This is a genomic window from Streptomyces sp. NPDC054813, assembly GCF_053611365.1.
The window spans coordinates 16,806-32,606 of sequence record NZ_JBSHAF010000007.1 but is presented as its reverse complement, the minus strand read 5'-3'; the positions used below and the strand labels follow the sequence as shown (position 1 = coordinate 32,606).

Sequence of the window (15,801 nt, the reverse complement as noted above, 5' to 3'; positions counted from 1 at the left end):
GGCCGGGGGTGTGTGGGGGGGGTCGGCGCGCGCCCGCCGGCGCGGGGGGCTTCGTGGCGGCCCCCCCCCCCCGGGGCCGGGGGGGGGGGGGGGCGCCCCCGCCCCCCCCACGGGTGTGACACTGCCGGAATGACGGGTCACGGGGGACGGCGCGGTCAGGCCGAGCGGGACGCGATCACCGTGGAGATCGGATACGCGCTCTGCAGCGCGGTGTTCGCGGCGGTGGTGGTCTTCGGAGCGGTGGCGGGGCCGGTACTGCTCTTCGATCTGCCCGGCGGCCTCGAACGTACGCTGCCACTGGTGGGCATGGTCCTGGCCACCGTGGTGTTCTTCGCCCGGGTCGTCAGCGTGCTGGTCCGCTTCCGGCGGTCCTCTCAGCCCAGCCAGCCGGGCCGGACCAGCCCCGACTCATAGGCCAGGACGACCAGTTGGGCCCGGTCGCGGGCGCCCAGCTTGACCATCGTGCGGCTCACATGGGTCTTGGCGGTGAGCGGGCTCACCACCAGCCGGCGGGCGATCTCCTCGTTGGACAGGCCGATGCCGACCAGGGCCATCACCTCCCTTTCCCGTTCCGTGAGTCGGGCGAGTGCGTCAGCGGCGGCCGGCTCCTTGGAACGGGCCGCGAACTCCGCGATCAGCCGGCGCGTCACCCCCGGCGACAGCAGCGCGTCACCGCCCACCACCGCCCGGACGGCGCGCACGAGTTCCTCCGGCTCGGTGTCCTTGACCAGGAACCCGGAGGCGCCGGAGCGGATCGCCTCGAAGACGTACTCGTCAAGCTCGAACGTCGTCAGCATCACCACCTTGACGTCCTTCAGCTCCTCCTCCCCGGTGATACGGCGGGTCGCGGCCAGTCCGTCGAGATGCGGCATACGGATGTCCATCAGGACCACGTCGGGGCGCAGTTCGCGCACCTTGCGCAGCGCCTCCTCGCCGTCCGCCGCCTCCCCGGCCACCTCGACGTCCGGCTGCGCGTCGAGCAGCGCCCGGAAACCGGCCCGCACCAGTGACTGGTCGTCGGCGAGCAGTACCCGGATCATCGTTCCTCCCGGTCGGTCGGGGGCTGTACGGCATCGGTCAAGGGCACCACGGCGTCGGCCGACGGCAGCCCAGCAGCGGTCAGGGGCAGTACGGCGCGCACCCGGAAGCCCCCGTCGGCGCGCGGCCCCGCCTCGATCGTGCCACCCAGGGCGGCCGCCCGTTCCCGCATCCCGGCCAGGCCGTTCCCGCTGCCGCCCGCGTCCGCGCCGGTCGCGGGGCCGTCGTCGTCGATCCGCAACCGCAGCTCCCCGCCCCCGTGTTCGAGCCGTACACGCGCGTGCCGTGAGCCCGAGTGCCGTACGACATTGGTGAGCGCCTCCTGCACGATCCGGAAGGCGGCCAGATCGGCGCCGGGCGGCAGCCGCGGCGGCTCCCCCTCCACGGTCACCGTGAGTCCGGCGCTCGCCGCCTGTTCGACCAGTTCCGGCAACCGCCCGAGCCCGGGAGCGGGCGCGCGCGGCGCGTCTCCCGGCGCGCGCAGGGTGTCGAGCACCTGCCGCACCTCGCCGAGCGCCTCCTTGCTGGCGGCCTTGATGGTGGTGAGCGCGGTCCGGGCCTGTTCGGGGTCGGAGTCCAGGAGCGCGAGCCCCATGCCCGCCTGGACGTTGATGACGGAGATGCTGTGCGCCAGCACGTCGTGCAGCTCGCGGGCAATCCGCAGCCGTTCCGCGTCCGCCCGCCGCCGCGCCGCCTGAGCGCGGTCGGCCCGCTCCCGCGCCCACTGCTCGCGCCGCAGCCGCACCAGCTCGGCCACGGCGACGACGATCAGCACCCAGGTGGCGATGATCAACTCCTGGCCGGGACTCGCCCCCGTGTCACCCGGTGGAGGCAGCCGGCGGTACAGCCAGAGCGAGATCAGCAGGTGGCCGCCCCACAGCATGCCGACGGCCGCCCAGGCGGCCCGGCGGCGCCCCGCGACGACGGCACTGAAGCAGGCCACGGCGACGGCCGCGAAGACCGGCCCGTACGGGTAGCCGGCCGCGACGTAGACGAGGGCGAGCGCCGCCGTGCCGAACACCACGGGCACGGGGTGCCGGTGCCGCCACAGCAGTAGCGCGCAGGTGGCCAGGAGCAGCAGACGGGCGTACCCGTCGAGGGGTTCGCGGTGCGGCTGCTCGTGGGCGGCGAAGTTCGAGCCGACCAGTACCAGCACGGTGAGCGGGACGGTGGTGCGCCAGGGCAGCCGGCCACGCGCCGGCTCGTCCGTGCCCTCGTCGTCGCGGTGCCACCACGGGGGGCCGTAGTGCCACCACTGCGCGGGGCCGCGCTCCCGTTCCCGCTGCTCGTCCATGTCCGCCACGCTAGACGGCACCGGCCCGCGCGAGCGTCAGCCCGGCGAGGTGATCATGCGTACTCCCAGGGAAGTAGGCAGCCGGGTGCGATGCGGTGCCGTGGTGTGCGGCGCGGCGCGGCGCGGTGCCGTGCAGCGCCGTGCCATGCGGTGCCGTGCAGCGCCGGGCCGTGCCGTGCCGTGCGGTCCAGTGGCGTGCGGTGGCGTGCGGTGAGCCTCCGCCAACTTGAAGGCACAGGTCAAAGGGCTGGCGTGACGGTCTCCCGAGGTTCTCACGCTGGTCGGAGGCGGCAGTCTCCGGAGTAGATCTTCTGTCAGCGGTTGACTTCAAGATTCGTCAGGACGAGCAGGGCGCGCAGGAGGTGGGTGGGTGGCGCGGGTGGTCTCCGTGCTCACTCGCAAGTCCAGTGCGTCGCGCAGTAGTTCCGGTCAGGAACCCGAGCTGCCGCAGCATCGTCATCCTTCCGCCATCCCGACGGCGGCATCTGCCTCGGCGACGCTCTCCCAGCCCTTCTGCTTGAGTACAAACGCGGCGACGAGGGCGGCGGCGACCAAGAAGGCGGCGGAGATGTGGAACGCCGTCTGGACCGCGCGGTCACCGGGCCCGACGGCGGCTACCGTCTCGACGTGCCGGGCCCCGGCTCGTACGTCCTGATCACCTCGGCCGGAGGTTCCGCCGACGCCAGTAGCGGCAGCGGTTCTCCTGTCCGGGACCGGTCTCGATGTTCTGCCCGTTCTGTTCTTCAGGGCCGGTGACCCGGCACCGCCGGTCTCAGGACCAGGCGATCACGCCATGGCGGTCGATGAAGCGTCCGGTGCCGGCACCGGGCCCCTCGGTGGCGAGGGCGACGATCGCGTCCGTGCCCTCGGTGACGGTCTGGGAGCCGCTGTGACCGTTTATGTCGGTCGCGGTGTAGCCGGGGTCGGCGGCGTTGACGCGAATGTCCTTGAGCCCTTTGGCGTACTGCGTGGTCAACATCGTCAGCGCCGCCTTCGAGGAGGCGTACAGCGGCACGACGACGTGCGACTCGGACCGGCCGGGGTCGTGGGTGAAGGCGAGGGAGCCCATGCCGCTGCTGACGTTGATGATCACGGGGTCGTCCGAACGGCGCAGCAGCGGCAGGAACGCGGTGGTGGTGCGGACCACGCCGATGACGTTGACGTCGAGGACGGCGCGGGCGTCGGCGGCGGTGAGGTCGGCGGGATCACCGAAGGGACCCTGGACCCCCGCGTTGTTGATCAGGACATCGATCCTGCCCTCGTGCTCGGCGACGTCCGCGGCGGCGGCGGCCACGGACGCGTCGTCGGTCACGTCGACGGGGACGAAGCGTGCGCCCAGCGCGGCGGCTGCCTCCTCACCCCGCTCACGGTCGCGGGCTCCCAGGAGAACGGTGTGACCGCACGCGATGAGGCGGCGGGCGGTCTCGCGGCCGATGCCCTTGTTGGCTCCGGTGATGAAAGTGATCGTCATGCCTTCGATGGTTGCCTTGACGAGGGAGCCGGACCAGGGACGCTTCGACGGTGGGAAGACCAGTACCACCCTCGCGCCCCCGCATGTGATCGGGGACGCGGGAGGATGGAGAGCATGACGACGACACCCCCCGGAGCCGGACTGGGCGCGATGATCCGCACGTGGCGGAACCGGCTGCCCCCGTCAGCCGCTGGGCTGCCGGTCGTCCGCAAGCGCCGGGCTGTCGGGCTGCGGCGCGAGGAACTGGCCGACCTGGCCGGAGTGTCGGTCGACTACGTCGTGCGCCTGGAGCAGGGGCGGGCCACGACACCCTCGGCGTCGGTGGTGGCGTCCCTGGCGCGCGCTCTCCAACTGTCCACCGCCGAGCGGGACCACCTCTACCGGCTGGCCCAGATCGTGCCGCCGGCGGACGGCACGATCTGCGACCATCTCCCGCCCGGTATGCAACGGGTACTCGTCCGCCTCGGAGACGTACCGGTGGCCGTGTTCGCGGCCGACTGGCAACTGGTGTGGTGGAACCACGGGTGGGCCGCCCTGCTGGGCGACCCCTTGGCCTCGCCGCCGCGGATGCGCAACTTCGCCCGCGACAGGTTCCCGGTGGACGTCGATCACACCCCCCTCGCGCTGTGGCCGGTCACGGAGACGGACCCCGACACCGCCGACGCCGCCCTCGTCTCCGATCTGCGCCGCGCCACCGGCCGCTTCCCCCGGGACAGCCGCCTGGCCGCGCTGGTCCGCGACCTGAACGCAGGCAACGAAAGGTTCGCCGAGCTGTGGGCGACGGGAGAGGTGACCGCGAACCGCGAGGTCCACAAGAGGGTCGATCACCCGTCGGTAGGCCCGGTCACGGTGGACTGCGATGTTCTGACCGACGGCGACACCGAGCTCAAGATTGTCATCATGACTGCCGCGCCGGGCAGTGAGGACGAGACCAAACTCCAGCTCACCACCGTCGTCGGCCCACCGGCCGGCACGCGCAACTGATCCGCCCCGCCCATCGGCCGACCGACGGCTCACGGTTTTCGTGACGCACCAAACCGTTGGACACGCACCGACGGGTGATCAGGACGGCCCGCTGGCGGACTGCCCGGACAGCGCCCTCGTTCCGCCTGGCCACGAACCGCGATGCCCTGTTGACATCACCCTCGCCGCGCTGGGTGGTCGGTGGACGCCGCTGGTAGTCCTCGAGTTCCTACGCCGCGGTCAGACCACATACTCCGAACTGTCCGCCGCCCTGCCCGCGCTCTCGGACAGGCCGACCCAGTTGACCAGTGCGGGCGTCATCGAGCGTCACCGCACCCCGGGCTGGCCTCCGCGTGTCCGCTACATTCTGACCAGCCAGGGCCGGGCGCTGGAACCAGTGGCGCGCAGCATGTGGCAGCGAGGCACAGCGCGACGGGACGCCCTTGACCAAACGCCAGACCCGTAGAACACGGCCTGAACCTCGTCAGCTCCCCGGTTCTTGCTCGCTGCGGCTGGACGGCCGGCCCTCTACGATCCGGTGCATGGATCCTGAGCTGCTGGAACGGATCACCGCGTGGCGCGCGGAACTGGACGAACTCGAAGAACAGCTGGCCAAGCAGTTGGCGGAGGTACGGGCCGAGCGGAACGAACTCGCCGTCGCCGAACGCGTCCTTGAACGGGTGAGCGAACAGCTCGCCAACGAACGGGCATCGGTCACGCCGGCGCCCGGGCAGGTGGGCGGACGAGCGGTGATGCTGATCCCGCACCGCACGTCAGGCGTGGAGGAGAGCACACTCCCGCCGGACTACCAGCGCATTCTCGCCGCCGTGCGGCAGGCCGCCGGACCGGTCATGCCCGGCAGGTCGGTGACGCGCTGGGAATCGACGTCAGTGTGCGGGCCAAGCTGGAACCGCTGCGCGGGAGACTGGTCAGACTCGTCGATCGCGACTGGCTGCGGAACTACCCGACGGCCGGTTTACCACCTGCCTGTGACCAGGGACGCCAGCGCCCGGAGTGGTGGGGTGCGGGCGTAACCGGGCTGCCTCCGGCGGCCGTTGGAACTGTGTGACGAGATCCAAAGAACGCGCCGAGGACACCTGCCCGCTTGATTACCAGTGCCGTCTGCCGCTGTCCACGAGCACCGTCAAGTACCTCGCCGATCTACTGCGACGCCACCTGAAGGCGATTCGGTCCAGGTGGCGGATCCTGCCGCCCGGGAGGATCACGGTGATCGTCTTGGCCGTGCTGCGCCACGACCAGCGCCTGGCCGACATGGCCGGCGGCAACAATGTGTCCGAGTCCACCGTCCGCCGCTGGCGCGACGAGCTGATCGCCCTCCTCGCCGCGCAGGCTCCGCGCCTGGACCGCGCCCTGAAGAAGGTGGCCAAGCAGGGCATGGAGGTAGTCCTGATCGACGGCACCCTCATCCCCACCCGACGCCGCACAGGAAAGGCCGACCGACAAAACTACGCGAAAGGCCGCCTGATCTGGATATCCGCCGCCCGGCCCGGCCGCACCCACGACATCACGGCCGCCCGCCACGACCACATTCTGGCCCACCTGCGCGCCGCCGGTCTCGGCGCATTGGCGGACCTCGGCTTCCGCGGCCTCGACAACGACGTACGCGACCCCGTGATCGTCACCGCCTTCACAGCCACCCGCGCTCACAAGCTCACCCCCGGCCAGAAGACCGCCCACCGCGTCCTCGCCACCGGACGCGCACCGGTCGAACACGGATTCGCCCACCTCAAGAACTGGCGGACCCTCACCAACTCCGCACCGACCCCGCCCGCGCCACCCACCTCCTGCGCGCCCTGCTCGTTCTGACGAACCTCGAAGTCAACCGCTGACGGATGATCTACTCCGCAGACTGTCGCCCACGACCAGCGTGAGCACCCCGAGAACCGGTCACACCAGCTCTTTGACCTGTGATTTCAAGTTGGCGGAGGCTCGGTGTGGTGGCATCAGCGGCCGGGCGCCAGTTCGGCGACCTCGGCGTCGAACAGCCGCTCCGGGTCGAAGCCCATGCCCGCGAACTGCCCGGCGAGTTCGAGGGAGAGCACGCCGTGCATCCGGGTCCAGAAAGCAAGTGCGCGGCGCAGCACCCCCGGCGACGCGGGGTGGTCCCCGGCCCACTCGCGGTGCTGGGCGAGGTGCGCGGTGAAGCCGGCAGAGGCAGGCGCCTCGGGCTCGGCCGCCGCGCAGACGTCGAGCAGTGCGGCCATGATCTCCCGGGCGATGGCGGTGATGTCCTCGGGCGCGTGATAGCCGGGCACCGGCGTGCCGTAGACAAGGAAGTACCGCTGGGGGTCGTCGAGCGCCCAGTCGCGCAGGGCGCGCGCGAGGCCCTCGATGCCGGCCCGGGAGTCGGCGGCGGTGCGAAAGGTGTCCGCCAGCCCGCGGTAGGCGGCCCGGATCAGCTCGGTGATCAGCTCGTCCCGGCTGCCGAAGTAGCGGTAGAGGGCGGGTCCGCTCATGCCCAGCTCCTTGGCGATCGCGTTCAGGGACAGGCCGGACGCGCCGGACTTGGCGATCTGCTCCCAGGCGCGCGCCTTGATGTCGGCCCGCACCTGGTTCCGGTACCGCTCGCGGGGGCTCACCGCTTCTGCCGCCATGACCTGCACGCTCCTCTCGCTGCTGACGTCTCGGCCTCCTGGAGGCCGGGTGTCCGGGCGCCCCGAGCGCTTCGGGGCTCCGGGTTTCCGAGCCTCTGACCTTCAGGGCTATTTCGACCGTTTCAACCTATCAGTTCAGAGATGCCATCTAACAGTAGTTAGAGCGCTCGGCGACGCGAGAGCTTGACACCGAGGCTAGCGCCCGTCATTTTAGTTATAGCTTCTAACGCGAGCGAGAGGCACTCTCGCTCGCTACTACACCTACCGGGAGATCGTCATGGAGGTCGTCATGGAAACCGCAGGAAACGCCGCACCCCGGGGCACCACCGCAGGCACCCAGCTCGTCGAGGTCGTCCTGCCGGGCGTCGTGGAGCCCGAAGGGCTGCAGATCCGGCGCGGGGAGATCCCGGCTCCGGGCGCCGGCCAGATCGTCGTACACGTGGAGGCCACCGGCGTCTCCTTCGCGGAGCAGCAGATGCGCCGCGGCCGCTACTACGACCAGCCGCCGTTCCCCTTCGTCCCCGGCTACGACCTGGTCGGCACGGTGCTCACGGCCGGTGAGGGGGTCACGCCCGGGCTCGTCGGCAAGCGGGTGGCGTCCCTGGTCAAGGTGGGCGGCTGGGCCAGTCACGTCGTGCTCGACGCGGCCGACGCCGTGGAGGTGCCGGCCGGGGTCGGCGCGGCGGAGGCCGAGACGCTGGTCGTCAACGGCATCACCGCCTGGCAGATGCTCCACCGCAAGGCCAGGGTGCGGCAGGGCGGGACGATCCTGGTGCACGGCGCCAACGGCGGGGTCGGCACGGTCCTCGTCCAGCTCGCGCGTGCGGCGGGCCTGCACGTCATCGGCACGGCCTCGGGCCGCCACCACGACGCGCTGCGGGAGTTGGGCGTCACCCCGGTCGACTACCGCGCCGAGGACGTCCCGGCCCGGGTCCGCGAACTGGCCCCCGGCGGTGTCGACGCCGTCTTCGACCACCTCGGCGGCCGCAGCGTCATCGACTCCTGGAATCTCCTCACCCCCGGTGGCACCCTCGTCGCCTACGGCAGTGCCACCACCCGGGACGACTCGGGCTCCAAGCAGCTGCCCGTGCTGAAGATCCTCGGCCGGGTGTGGCTCTGGAACGCGCTGCCCAACGGCCGGCACGCGTACTTCTTCAACGTCTGGGAGGGCCGCGCCCTCGGCAAGGACCGCTTCCGGGCCCGGCTGAGCGCCGACCTCACCCAGGTGTTCGAGTCCCTCCAGCGCGGTGAGGTGACCGCCCGTATCGCCGCCCGGCTGCCCCTCACCCGGGCCGCCGAGGCCCTGCGGCTCGCCGAGTCCGGGACGGTCGCGGGCAAGATCGTGCTCGTCCCGGAAGACGGCGACGGTACGTCGGCCGCCCCGGCGCGGTGACGACCGTCGGCGCGGTGACGGTCGCAGACGCAGTGACTGTCGTGGTCGCCGTGACGGCCACCGGCCCGGCGACCGCTCTTCGCGAACGCCCCGTCGTCCGCGAGGTCGGGGCGGGGCCGAGGCGGCGGCGAGTCCGGGTTCGTCGCCCCGCTCGCCGGAGCCCGCTACGGGAAGACCAGGCCCACCCCGTGGGCGAGCTGGGCGGCCGCATGCCGGAAGAAGCGGTCACGGTCCTCCACGACCCCCTTGAACTGGCCGAACAGTTCGAACCCGACCAGCCCGAACAGCTGCGCCCACGCCGCGGCCATGGCCACGGCCACCTCCGGCGGGAGGCCCGGCATGAGTTCGTCGGCCATCCGGCGGGCCTCGGGCGCGAGGTCGGCGGACACGGGGGTACGGGCCAGACCGCGCCGCTCGAACGCGTCGAGCAGGATGCCGATCAGGACGAGGGCGACCCGGGCGGCCGGCTGGATGGTGGTGTCCGGGGCCGAGTAGCCGGGCACCGGCGAGCCGTAGATCAGCGCGTACTCGTGCGGGTGCGCCAGCGCCCAGCCGCGCACCGCCTCGCACACGGTGACCCAGCGCTGTGCCGGTACGGCGTCGGCGGCAACGGCGCTGGCGTGCGCGGCTTCGGCAGCCTCGCCGAGGGAGTCGTAGGCGTCGATGATCAGCGCGGTGAGCAGGTCGTCACGGCTCGGGAAGTAGCGGTAGAGCGCCGAGGAGACCATGCCGAGTTCACGCGCGACGGCCCGCAGCGACAGCTTGGCCGCGCCCTCGGCCGCGAGCTGTCTGCGCGCCTCGTCCTTGATGGCCGCGGTGACTTCCATCCTGGCTCGCGCGCGGGCGCCCTGTGCGGTGCTCATGAACAGCAGTCTGCCACGCACGCAGAGCGGTGCACACAGTTTGGAGCAGTGCACTCAAACTTGAGCGCCGCACCCATTTCAGTGCACCGATCGCAAACAAGTGCACCACACAAAAAAGAGAGCGCTGCTCTTGCTTTGGATCGGCGATCTCCCTCACACTGGAGTCAAGCGAGAGCACCGCTCTCCCAAACTGTGGGGGTCACCGTGTCGACACACGTCCAGAAGCCCGGCTGGTTCACCGTCAAGATCTTCAACCGGGCCGTGGCCTGGCTCACCGGCCGTGGCATCAGCATCTGGGGCTCCCGCGTCCTCGCCGTTCGCGGACGCAAGAGCGGGGAGTGGCGCACCACCCCCGTGAACCTGCTGACGGTGGACGGGCAGCAGTACCTGCTCGCGCCGCGCGGCCACGTCCAGTGGACCCACAACATGCGCGCCGCCGGCAGCGGCGAGCTGCGGCTCGGCAAGAACGTGGACGTCTTCACCGCCACCGAGGTCGCCGACGACGACAAGGTCGAGCTGCTGCGGGCCTACCTGAAGCGCTGGAAGGCCGAGGTCGGCGTCTTCTTCAACGGGGTCGGCCCCGACTCTCCTGACGCCGACCTGCGCCGCATCGCCCCCGACCACCCGGTCTTCCGGATCGCCGTCACGAAGTGACCGAGTCCTCGCTGTCCGTGTCGTCCGCGTCCACCTCGGCGGTCTTCTCCGGGGCGACCGGCTCCGGAGCCAGGGTGGTGAGAGCGCGCTGGGCGAGCGGGTGGGAGCGGATGAGTTCGCCGAGCGAGGTCCGGCCCTGGGTGATCTCCTTGAACGCGCGCCAGGCGGGGCGGAAGCCGGTCAGGGCCGCGTGGAACAGGCCGGGCCTGCGCTCGAACACCGCCAGCATCCGCTTGCCGACGCTCATCTCGACGCCGAGGCCCGCCTTGACGGCGAAGGCGTAGTTCAGCGCCTGACGGCGGGTGTCCACCGCGTCGTGCGCCTCGGCGATCCGCACCGCCCACTCCCCCGCGAGCCGCCCGGAGCGCAGCGCGAAGGAGATGCCCTCGCGGGTCCACGGCTCGAGGAGGCCCGCCGCGTCACCGCACACGAGCACCCGGCCGCGGGACAGCGGCGAGTCGTCGGCGCGGCAGCGGGTCAGGTGGCCGGAGGAGATGCTCGGCTCGAAGCCGGCGAGGCCGAGCCGGGCGATGAAGTCCTCCAAGTACCGCTTGGTGGCCGCGCCTTCGCCGCGTGCCGAGATCACGCCGACGGTCAGGGTGTCGCCCTTGGGGAAGACCCAGCCGTAACTGCCGGGCATCGGGCCCCAGTCGATGAGCACCCGCCCCTTCCAGTCCTCGGCGACCGGCTCCGGCACCGGGATCTCCGCCTCCAGGCCGAGATCCACCTGGTCGACCTTCACGCCGACGTGGGCGCCTATCCGGCTGGCACTGCCGTCGGCGCCGACCACCGCGCGGGCCAGCAGGATCTCGCCGCCCTGGAGGACCACGGCGACCGTGCGCCGGTCGGGGACGGCCGAGCCGTGCTGTTCGACGCGCTGCACGGCGGCGCCGGTGCGCAGTTCGGCGCCCGCCTTCTGGGCGTGCTCGACCAGCTGCTGGTCGAACTCGGGCCGGTTGATCAGCCCGAACATCATCTGCTTGGAGCGGCGGGTGCGGGTGAACCGTCCGTTGTTGGAGAAGGTGACCGCGTGCACCCGGTCCTTGAGGGGCAGCTCGAAACCGGGCGGGAGCGCGTCGCGCGAGGGTCCGATGATGCCGCCGCCGCAGGTCTTGTAGCGGGGCAGCTCGGCCTTCTCCAGCAACAGCACGCGCCGTCCCGCGACCGCCGCCGCATAGGCCGCCGAGGCCCCCGCGGGTCCCGCGCCCACCACGACGACGTCCCACACCCGCTGCATGTCGTCCGCCGAAGAATTCTCACCGCTCACGATGGTCCGCTGCTCCGATCAAGCCGTAGAAGCCGTAAGTGCCGTATGCCATATCAAGCCGTAGGTACTGAACCAAACCGTAGGTGCCGTACCACCCGTGGGTCAGGCCCTGTCCGTCCGTAGCCGGGCACCTACCACCTGTCCCCCCGCATCCTACGGCGGAGATCGCCGCAGGCCGCTGTGGGAGGATCGGTGTACTCACCAGTTCAACGTCGCACCCACGAGGAGCGTGCCCATGTCGTCCAATCCGGTCGCCGAGACCGTCGCCGCCCTGTTGCCCAGGGCGAAGGCGGAGCTCGCCGAGCTGGTGGCCTTCAGGTCGGTGGCGGACTTCGTCCAGTTCCCGAGGAGCGAGAGCGAGGGCGCCGCGAACTGGGTCGCCGACGCGCTGCGTGCCGAGGACTTCGTGGACGTCGCCGTGCTGGACACCCCGGACGGCACACAGTCGGTGTACGGCTACCTGCCTGGGCCGGAGGGTGCCAAAACGGTCCTGCTGTACGCGCACTACGATGTGCAGCCGCCGCTGGACGAGGCCGCCTGGACCTCCCCGCCGTTCGAGCTGACCGAGCGGGACGGCCGCTGGTACGGGCGCGGTGCCGCCGACTGCAAGGGCGGCGTGATCATGCACTTGCTGGCGCTGCGTGCGCTGAAGGCGAACGGTGGCGTGCCGGTCAACATCAAGGTGATCGCCGAGGGCTCCGAGGAGATGGGCACCGGCGGCCTGGAACGGTATGCCGAGCAGCACCCCGACCTGCTGACGGCGGACACCATCGTCATCGGCGACGCGGGCAACTTCCGCGTCGGCCTGCCGACGGTGACCACGACCCTGCGCGGCATGACCATGCTCCGGGTCCAGATCGACACGCTCCAGGGCAATCTGCACTCCGGGCAGTTCGGCGGTGCCGCCCCGGACGCGCTGGCCGCGCTGATCCGGGTGCTGGACTCGCTGCGTGCCGACGACGGTTCGACGACGGTCGACGGGCTCGCGCCGGAGTCGGGCTGGGAGGGGCTGGAGTACGACGAGGGGCAGTTCCGCAAGGACGCCAAGGTGCTGGACGGCGTCGGGCTGATCGGCGACGGGTCGGTCGCGGACCGCATCTGGGCGCGTCCGGCGGTCACGGTGCTCGGCATCGACTGCCCGCCCGTGGTCGGCGCCACCCCGTCGGTGCAGGCGAGCGCCCGTGCTCTGGTGAGCCTGCGGGTGCCGCCGGGCGTGGACGCGGCCGAGGCGAGCAAGCTGCTCCAGGCCCATCTGGAGGCGCACACGCCGTGGGGTGCCCGGGTGCGGACCGAGGCGGTCGGCCAGGGCCAGCCGTTCCGTGCCGACACCACCAGCCCGGCGTACCAGGCGATGGCCGACGCGATGGCGGTCGCCTACCCGGGCGAGACGATGCAGTACGCCGGTCAGGGCGGCTCCATCCCGCTGTGCAACACCCTGGCGAACCTCTACCCGCACGCCGAGATCCTGCTGATCGGGCTGAGCGAGCCGGAGGCGCAGATCCACGCGGTCAACGAGAGCGTGTCGCCGCAGGAGTTGGAGCGCCTGTCGGTGGCAGAGGCGCTGTTCCTGCGGAACTACGCCGCGGGCTGAGCCCGTTCTTCAAGGTGTCGCCGTCCGCCCGGTCCTCCTGCTGCCATGCGGGAGGCCGATTCCCTGACGGGGGTGGTGGGCGGCGACTCCGAGTTCGCCACGGGCGGGTACGTAACAGGCATCTCGCCGCCGGCCGACCCGTTGCGGGTCACGAGGCCACCCCTCGGAATCGTGGTTCCGCTCCCGCACATGCAGAGCCGGAATCCAGACCGGCCCACGCCAGGAACGCACCGACGTGACATGTCGGCCACACGCGCCCGTGCGACCAGCAGGACGGATTCCCACAGTGCGGCCCGACCGGCTTCGGCTTCGGCTTCGGCTTCGGCTTCGGCTTCGGCTTCGGCTTCGGCTTCGGCTTCGGCGAGAAGCCGGAGCCCGACGGCAAGGTCCATGCGCGCAGTAGTCCTGGAAGAGTTCGGCACGCCGTTGGTCCTCAGAGACATCGCAAAGCCCGAAGCGGGCCCGGGCCAGGTGCTGGTCAAGGTCAGGGCCAGCGGCGTCAACCCGCTGGACGCCAAGACCCGGGCCGGCAGAGCCGTCCATGCCGAGCGCACGCTGCCGGCGGTCCTCGGCCTGGACCTGGTCGGCGTGGTCGAGGATGCCGGCGCAGGCGTCGACGACCTCGCACCGGGTGACGGGGTCTTCGGCACGACAGGCGGCGTCGGTGATCTACAGGCTCGCTCGCCGAGTACGCGACGGTCGACGCCCGGCTGCTCGCCCGTAAACCGTCCCGCCCCTGCTCTCCAGCCGTCCGTCCGTCGCCCCCGCGACCGGATCGCAGCCGCACCTCGCCACGCCGCGACCCGTGGAAAGGAGACGTGGCACAACGTCCGATGTACGCGGAGGGTGGAACCACTCTGCTGACGGCAGAGGATCCTCGCCTCCGGACGGAGGTCCTTCCTACGGTCGGGACATGGACGTCATCGAGCTCCGCCCCCGGCTACACCTGCTGCGCTTCCCGGTGGGTCAGGCCTACCTCTGGCACGATCCGGACACCGGCGCCTCGACGCTGGTCGACACCGGCCCGCCCGGCTCGGGCCGGCCGATCGCCGACGCGCTCACCGCGCTGGGGCGGTCCCCTTCGGCGGTACGGCGGATCGTCCTCACCCATTTCCACGAGGACCACGTCGGCGGGGCGGCCGAGTTCGCCGCGCTGAGCGGAGCCGAGGTGCTGGCCCATCGCCTGGACGCTCCGGTGATCCGTGGCGAACTCCCGGGTCCGCCACCGGTGTTCGAGGACTGGGAGCTGCCGATCCACGCCGCGGCGGCCGAGTTGCTGCCCGTCGACGGGCCCGTCCCGCCGGCGGAGGTGACGGAGCTGTCCGACGGGGACGTCCTGGACTTCGGCGGTGGTGCCCGGGTGGTCCATGTCCCCGGGCACACCCACGGCAGCATCGCTCTGCATCTGCCCGCGTACGGTGTGCTGTTCACCGGGGACGCGGTGGCGGCCGCGCCGGCCACCGGTGCGGTGATGCTCGGGGTGTTCAACCTCGACCGGAACCTGGCCGTCGCGTCCTTCCGGCGGCTGGCCGCCCTGGAGACGGAGACGGCGTGCTTCGGCCACGGAGATCCGGTGACCGACGCGTCACAGGTGCTGCGGGAATCCGCGGACACCTACGGACCGCCGCGGTGACCATGGGAGCATGACCGACACCGCGCGCCGTATCGCCGCCCACACCGACATCGCGACCTCGCTGGCCCTGCTGAGCGATGCCGAGCTGGCCGCGCTGGTCGCGGCGGGTGAGCCGCTCGGCACCGGGATCGGCGGCAGAGCGGTGCGGATCACGGTGGAAGGCAGGCCGGTGTTCGTGAAGCGGATCCCGCTGACCGACCGGGAGCAGGACCCGCGCCACGCCCGCTCCACCGCGAACCTCTTCGGCCTGCCGCCGTACTGCCACTACGGCATCGGCGCCATCGGCGGACCGGGGTTCGGCGCCTGGCGGGAGCTGGCCGCACACGTGGCCACGACGAACTGGGTGCTGGCGGGCCGGTCCTCCGGGTTCCCGCTGCTCCACCACGGACGGGTGCTGCCCGACGCACCGGCCCCGCTGCCCGGCGAACTCGCGGACATCGAAAGGGCGGTGGCCTACTGGGGCGGCTCCAGGGGCGTACGGGACCGGATCGAGGGTCTGCGGGACGCCTCCGCGAGCCTGACCCTGTTCCTGGAGCACTTCCCGTACACCCTGCACGACTGGCTGGACGCCGAACTGCGCACGGACCGCGCGGACTCGGCGTGCGCATCCACAGCCCGCGGCCTGGCGGAGCTGACCGCCGTCCTCGCGAGCGGCCGGCTCCTCCACCTGGACGCCCACTTCCGCAACATCCTCACCGACGGCCGGCAGCTGTACCTCACCGACTTCGGGCTCTCGCTCAGCCCCCGCTTTCGACTGGCCCCGGAGGAGCAGGACTTCCTCGACCGGCATCGGCACTACGACCTCGCCTACACCACCTACTACCTGGTCATCTGGCTGGTTACGGCGCTGTACGGGTACCGGGGCGAGGAGCGTGCGGAGTTCGTGCGGGGCTGTGCCGGCGGGGGGGGGGGGGGGGGCCTCCCCCCCCGCCCCGGCGCAGAGCGGGTCCCGCCCGCTCCCCGCGCCCAGACCATCCACGGCGTCTAGCGGGGGGAGGGTCTGGAGTACGCGCGGAGCC

At 71.7% G+C, this 15,801-nt stretch carries 17 protein-coding genes; 11 read left to right on the top strand and 6 right to left on the bottom strand.

Annotation, left to right across the window (positions count from 1 at the left end; all coding sequences use genetic code 11):
* The first annotated feature begins 129 nt into the window (after positions 1 to 129).
* A complete protein-coding gene (locus tag ACWGJB_RS15630) occupies positions 130 to 414 on the top strand; it encodes a DUF6332 family protein (protein ID WP_453380706.1) in 285 nt (94 codons plus the stop codon).
* Here ACWGJB_RS15630 and ACWGJB_RS15625 read toward each other — a convergent pair.
* From ACWGJB_RS15625 to ACWGJB_RS15615, 3 genes are all read right to left on the bottom strand, one after another.
* Positions 375 to 1,040 (bottom strand): response regulator, encoded by a 666-nt coding sequence (locus ACWGJB_RS15625; protein ID WP_450764062.1) that lies wholly within the window; start codon positions 1,038 to 1,040, stop codon positions 375 to 377. The genes ACWGJB_RS15630 and ACWGJB_RS15625 overlap by 40 nt on opposite strands.
* The gene (locus ACWGJB_RS15620) at positions 1,037 to 2,332 is read right to left on the bottom strand and encodes a sensor histidine kinase (RefSeq protein ID WP_453380705.1); all 1,296 of its coding nucleotides are present in this window, start codon (positions 2,330 to 2,332) and stop codon (positions 1,037 to 1,039) included. The genes ACWGJB_RS15625 and ACWGJB_RS15620 overlap by 4 nt, the downstream gene beginning before the upstream one ends.
* 772 nt (positions 2,333 to 3,104) lie before the next feature.
* On the bottom strand, positions 3,105 to 3,803 hold the full coding sequence (locus ACWGJB_RS15615; protein ID WP_453380704.1) for an SDR family NAD(P)-dependent oxidoreductase: 699 nt from the start codon (positions 3,801 to 3,803) through the stop codon (positions 3,105 to 3,107).
* Between the two features lie 105 nt (positions 3,804 to 3,908).
* Here ACWGJB_RS15615 and ACWGJB_RS15610 point away from each other — a divergent pair, with 105 nt between their 5' ends.
* The 4 genes from ACWGJB_RS15610 to ACWGJB_RS15595 all read left to right on the top strand — a co-directional run bounded on the left by ACWGJB_RS15610 (position 3,909) and on the right by ACWGJB_RS15595 (position 6,593).
* Complete coding sequence (locus ACWGJB_RS15610) at positions 3,909 to 4,787, top strand: helix-turn-helix transcriptional regulator (RefSeq protein WP_067136177.1); 879 nt, start codon at positions 3,909 to 3,911, stop codon at positions 4,785 to 4,787.
* Complete coding sequence (locus ACWGJB_RS15605) at positions 4,723 to 5,232, top strand: winged helix-turn-helix transcriptional regulator (protein WP_453380703.1); 510 nt, start codon at positions 4,723 to 4,725, stop codon at positions 5,230 to 5,232. The genes ACWGJB_RS15610 and ACWGJB_RS15605 overlap by 65 nt, the downstream gene beginning before the upstream one ends.
* Positions 5,233 to 5,308: 76 nt before the next feature.
* Entirely contained in the window at positions 5,309 to 5,800 is a 492-nt protein-coding gene (locus ACWGJB_RS15600) for a hypothetical protein (protein ID WP_453380702.1), read from the top strand.
* Positions 5,801 to 5,831: 31 nt separating this feature from the next.
* The gene (locus ACWGJB_RS15595) at positions 5,832 to 6,593 is read left to right on the top strand and encodes a transposase family protein (RefSeq protein WP_453380701.1); all 762 of its coding nucleotides are present in this window, start codon (positions 5,832 to 5,834) and stop codon (positions 6,591 to 6,593) included.
* Positions 6,594 to 6,730: 137 nt separating this feature from the next.
* Here the strand turns inward: ACWGJB_RS15595 and ACWGJB_RS15590 are convergent, their stop codons facing one another.
* The gene (locus tag ACWGJB_RS15590; protein ID WP_453380700.1) at positions 6,731 to 7,381 is read right to left on the bottom strand and encodes a TetR/AcrR family transcriptional regulator; all 651 of its coding nucleotides are present in this window, start codon (positions 7,379 to 7,381) and stop codon (positions 6,731 to 6,733) included.
* Between the two features lie 289 nt (positions 7,382 to 7,670).
* On the opposite strand from ACWGJB_RS15590, the gene ACWGJB_RS15585 reads away from it, so the two are divergent.
* Complete coding sequence (locus ACWGJB_RS15585) at positions 7,671 to 8,774, top strand: medium chain dehydrogenase/reductase family protein (RefSeq protein ID WP_453380699.1); 1,104 nt, start codon at positions 7,671 to 7,673, stop codon at positions 8,772 to 8,774.
* Between the two features lie 164 nt (positions 8,775 to 8,938).
* On the opposite strand, the gene ACWGJB_RS15580 is transcribed toward ACWGJB_RS15585, so the two are convergent.
* Positions 8,939 to 9,637: a TetR/AcrR family transcriptional regulator gene (locus ACWGJB_RS15580; protein ID WP_453380698.1), complete on the bottom strand. Its 699-nt coding sequence runs from the start codon at positions 9,635 to 9,637 to the stop codon at positions 8,939 to 8,941.
* A 204-nt stretch (positions 9,638 to 9,841) separates the two neighbouring features.
* Between ACWGJB_RS15580 and ACWGJB_RS15575 the strand changes: the two genes are divergently transcribed.
* Positions 9,842 to 10,291: a nitroreductase family deazaflavin-dependent oxidoreductase gene (locus ACWGJB_RS15575; RefSeq protein WP_453380697.1), complete on the top strand. Its 450-nt coding sequence runs from the start codon at positions 9,842 to 9,844 to the stop codon at positions 10,289 to 10,291.
* Here the strand turns inward: ACWGJB_RS15575 and ACWGJB_RS15570 are convergent.
* A complete protein-coding gene (locus tag ACWGJB_RS15570) occupies positions 10,281 to 11,558 on the bottom strand; it encodes a geranylgeranyl reductase family protein (RefSeq protein ID WP_453380696.1) in 1,278 nt (425 codons plus the stop codon). The two genes, ACWGJB_RS15575 and ACWGJB_RS15570, sit on opposite strands and share 11 nt — an antisense overlap.
* 235 nt (positions 11,559 to 11,793) lie before the next feature.
* Here ACWGJB_RS15570 and ACWGJB_RS15565 point away from each other — a divergent pair, with 235 nt between their 5' ends.
* The 4 genes from ACWGJB_RS15565 (at position 11,794) to ACWGJB_RS15550 (ending at position 15,770) form a co-directional block, all read left to right on the top strand.
* Positions 11,794 to 13,149 carry a M20/M25/M40 family metallo-hydrolase gene (locus ACWGJB_RS15565; RefSeq protein ID WP_453380695.1) on the top strand — a complete coding sequence of 452 codons (1,356 nt, stop codon included), beginning with the start codon at positions 11,794 to 11,796 and terminating at the stop codon, positions 13,147 to 13,149.
* 390 nt (positions 13,150 to 13,539) lie between these two features.
* The gene (locus tag ACWGJB_RS15560) at positions 13,540 to 14,013 is read left to right on the top strand and encodes an alcohol dehydrogenase catalytic domain-containing protein (protein WP_453380694.1); all 474 of its coding nucleotides are present in this window, start codon (positions 13,540 to 13,542) and stop codon (positions 14,011 to 14,013) included.
* Positions 14,014 to 14,062: 49 nt separating this feature from the next.
* On the top strand, positions 14,063 to 14,782 hold the full coding sequence (locus ACWGJB_RS15555; protein ID WP_453380693.1) for an MBL fold metallo-hydrolase: 720 nt from the start codon (positions 14,063 to 14,065) through the stop codon (positions 14,780 to 14,782).
* 10 nt (positions 14,783 to 14,792) lie between these two features.
* Positions 14,793 to 15,770: a protein kinase family protein gene (locus ACWGJB_RS15550; RefSeq protein WP_453380692.1), complete on the top strand. Its 978-nt coding sequence runs from the start codon at positions 14,793 to 14,795 to the stop codon at positions 15,768 to 15,770.
* Positions 15,771 to 15,801 lie beyond the last annotated feature (31 nt).

Coding starts and splice junctions, on each gene's coding strand:
- ACWGJB_RS15630 (WP_453380706.1), top strand. CDS start 130: ATGACGGGTCACGGGGGACGGCGCGGTCAGGCCGAGCGGGACGCGATC.
- ACWGJB_RS15625 (WP_450764062.1), bottom strand. CDS start 1,040: ATGATCCGGGTACTGCTCGCCGACGACCAGTCACTGGTGCGGGCCGGT.
- ACWGJB_RS15620 (WP_453380705.1), bottom strand. CDS start 2,332: ATGGACGAGCAGCGGGAACGGGAGCGCGGCCCCGCGCAGTGGTGGCAC.
- ACWGJB_RS15615 (WP_453380704.1), bottom strand. CDS start 3,803: ATGACGATCACTTTCATCACCGGAGCCAACAAGGGCATCGGCCGCGAG.
- ACWGJB_RS15610 (WP_067136177.1), top strand. CDS start 3,909: ATGGAGAGCATGACGACGACACCCCCCGGAGCCGGACTGGGCGCGATG.
- ACWGJB_RS15600 (WP_453380702.1), top strand. CDS start 5,309: ATGGATCCTGAGCTGCTGGAACGGATCACCGCGTGGCGCGCGGAACTG.
- ACWGJB_RS15590 (WP_453380700.1), bottom strand. CDS start 7,381: ATGGCGGCAGAAGCGGTGAGCCCCCGCGAGCGGTACCGGAACCAGGTG.
- ACWGJB_RS15585 (WP_453380699.1), top strand. CDS start 7,671: ATGGAAACCGCAGGAAACGCCGCACCCCGGGGCACCACCGCAGGCACC.
- ACWGJB_RS15580 (WP_453380698.1), bottom strand. CDS start 9,637: ATGAGCACCGCACAGGGCGCCCGCGCGCGAGCCAGGATGGAAGTCACC.
- ACWGJB_RS15565 (WP_453380695.1), top strand. CDS start 11,794: ATGTCGTCCAATCCGGTCGCCGAGACCGTCGCCGCCCTGTTGCCCAGG.
- ACWGJB_RS15560 (WP_453380694.1), top strand. CDS start 13,540: ATGCGCGCAGTAGTCCTGGAAGAGTTCGGCACGCCGTTGGTCCTCAGA.
- ACWGJB_RS15555 (WP_453380693.1), top strand. CDS start 14,063: ATGGACGTCATCGAGCTCCGCCCCCGGCTACACCTGCTGCGCTTCCCG.
- ACWGJB_RS15550 (WP_453380692.1), top strand. CDS start 14,793: ATGACCGACACCGCGCGCCGTATCGCCGCCCACACCGACATCGCGACC.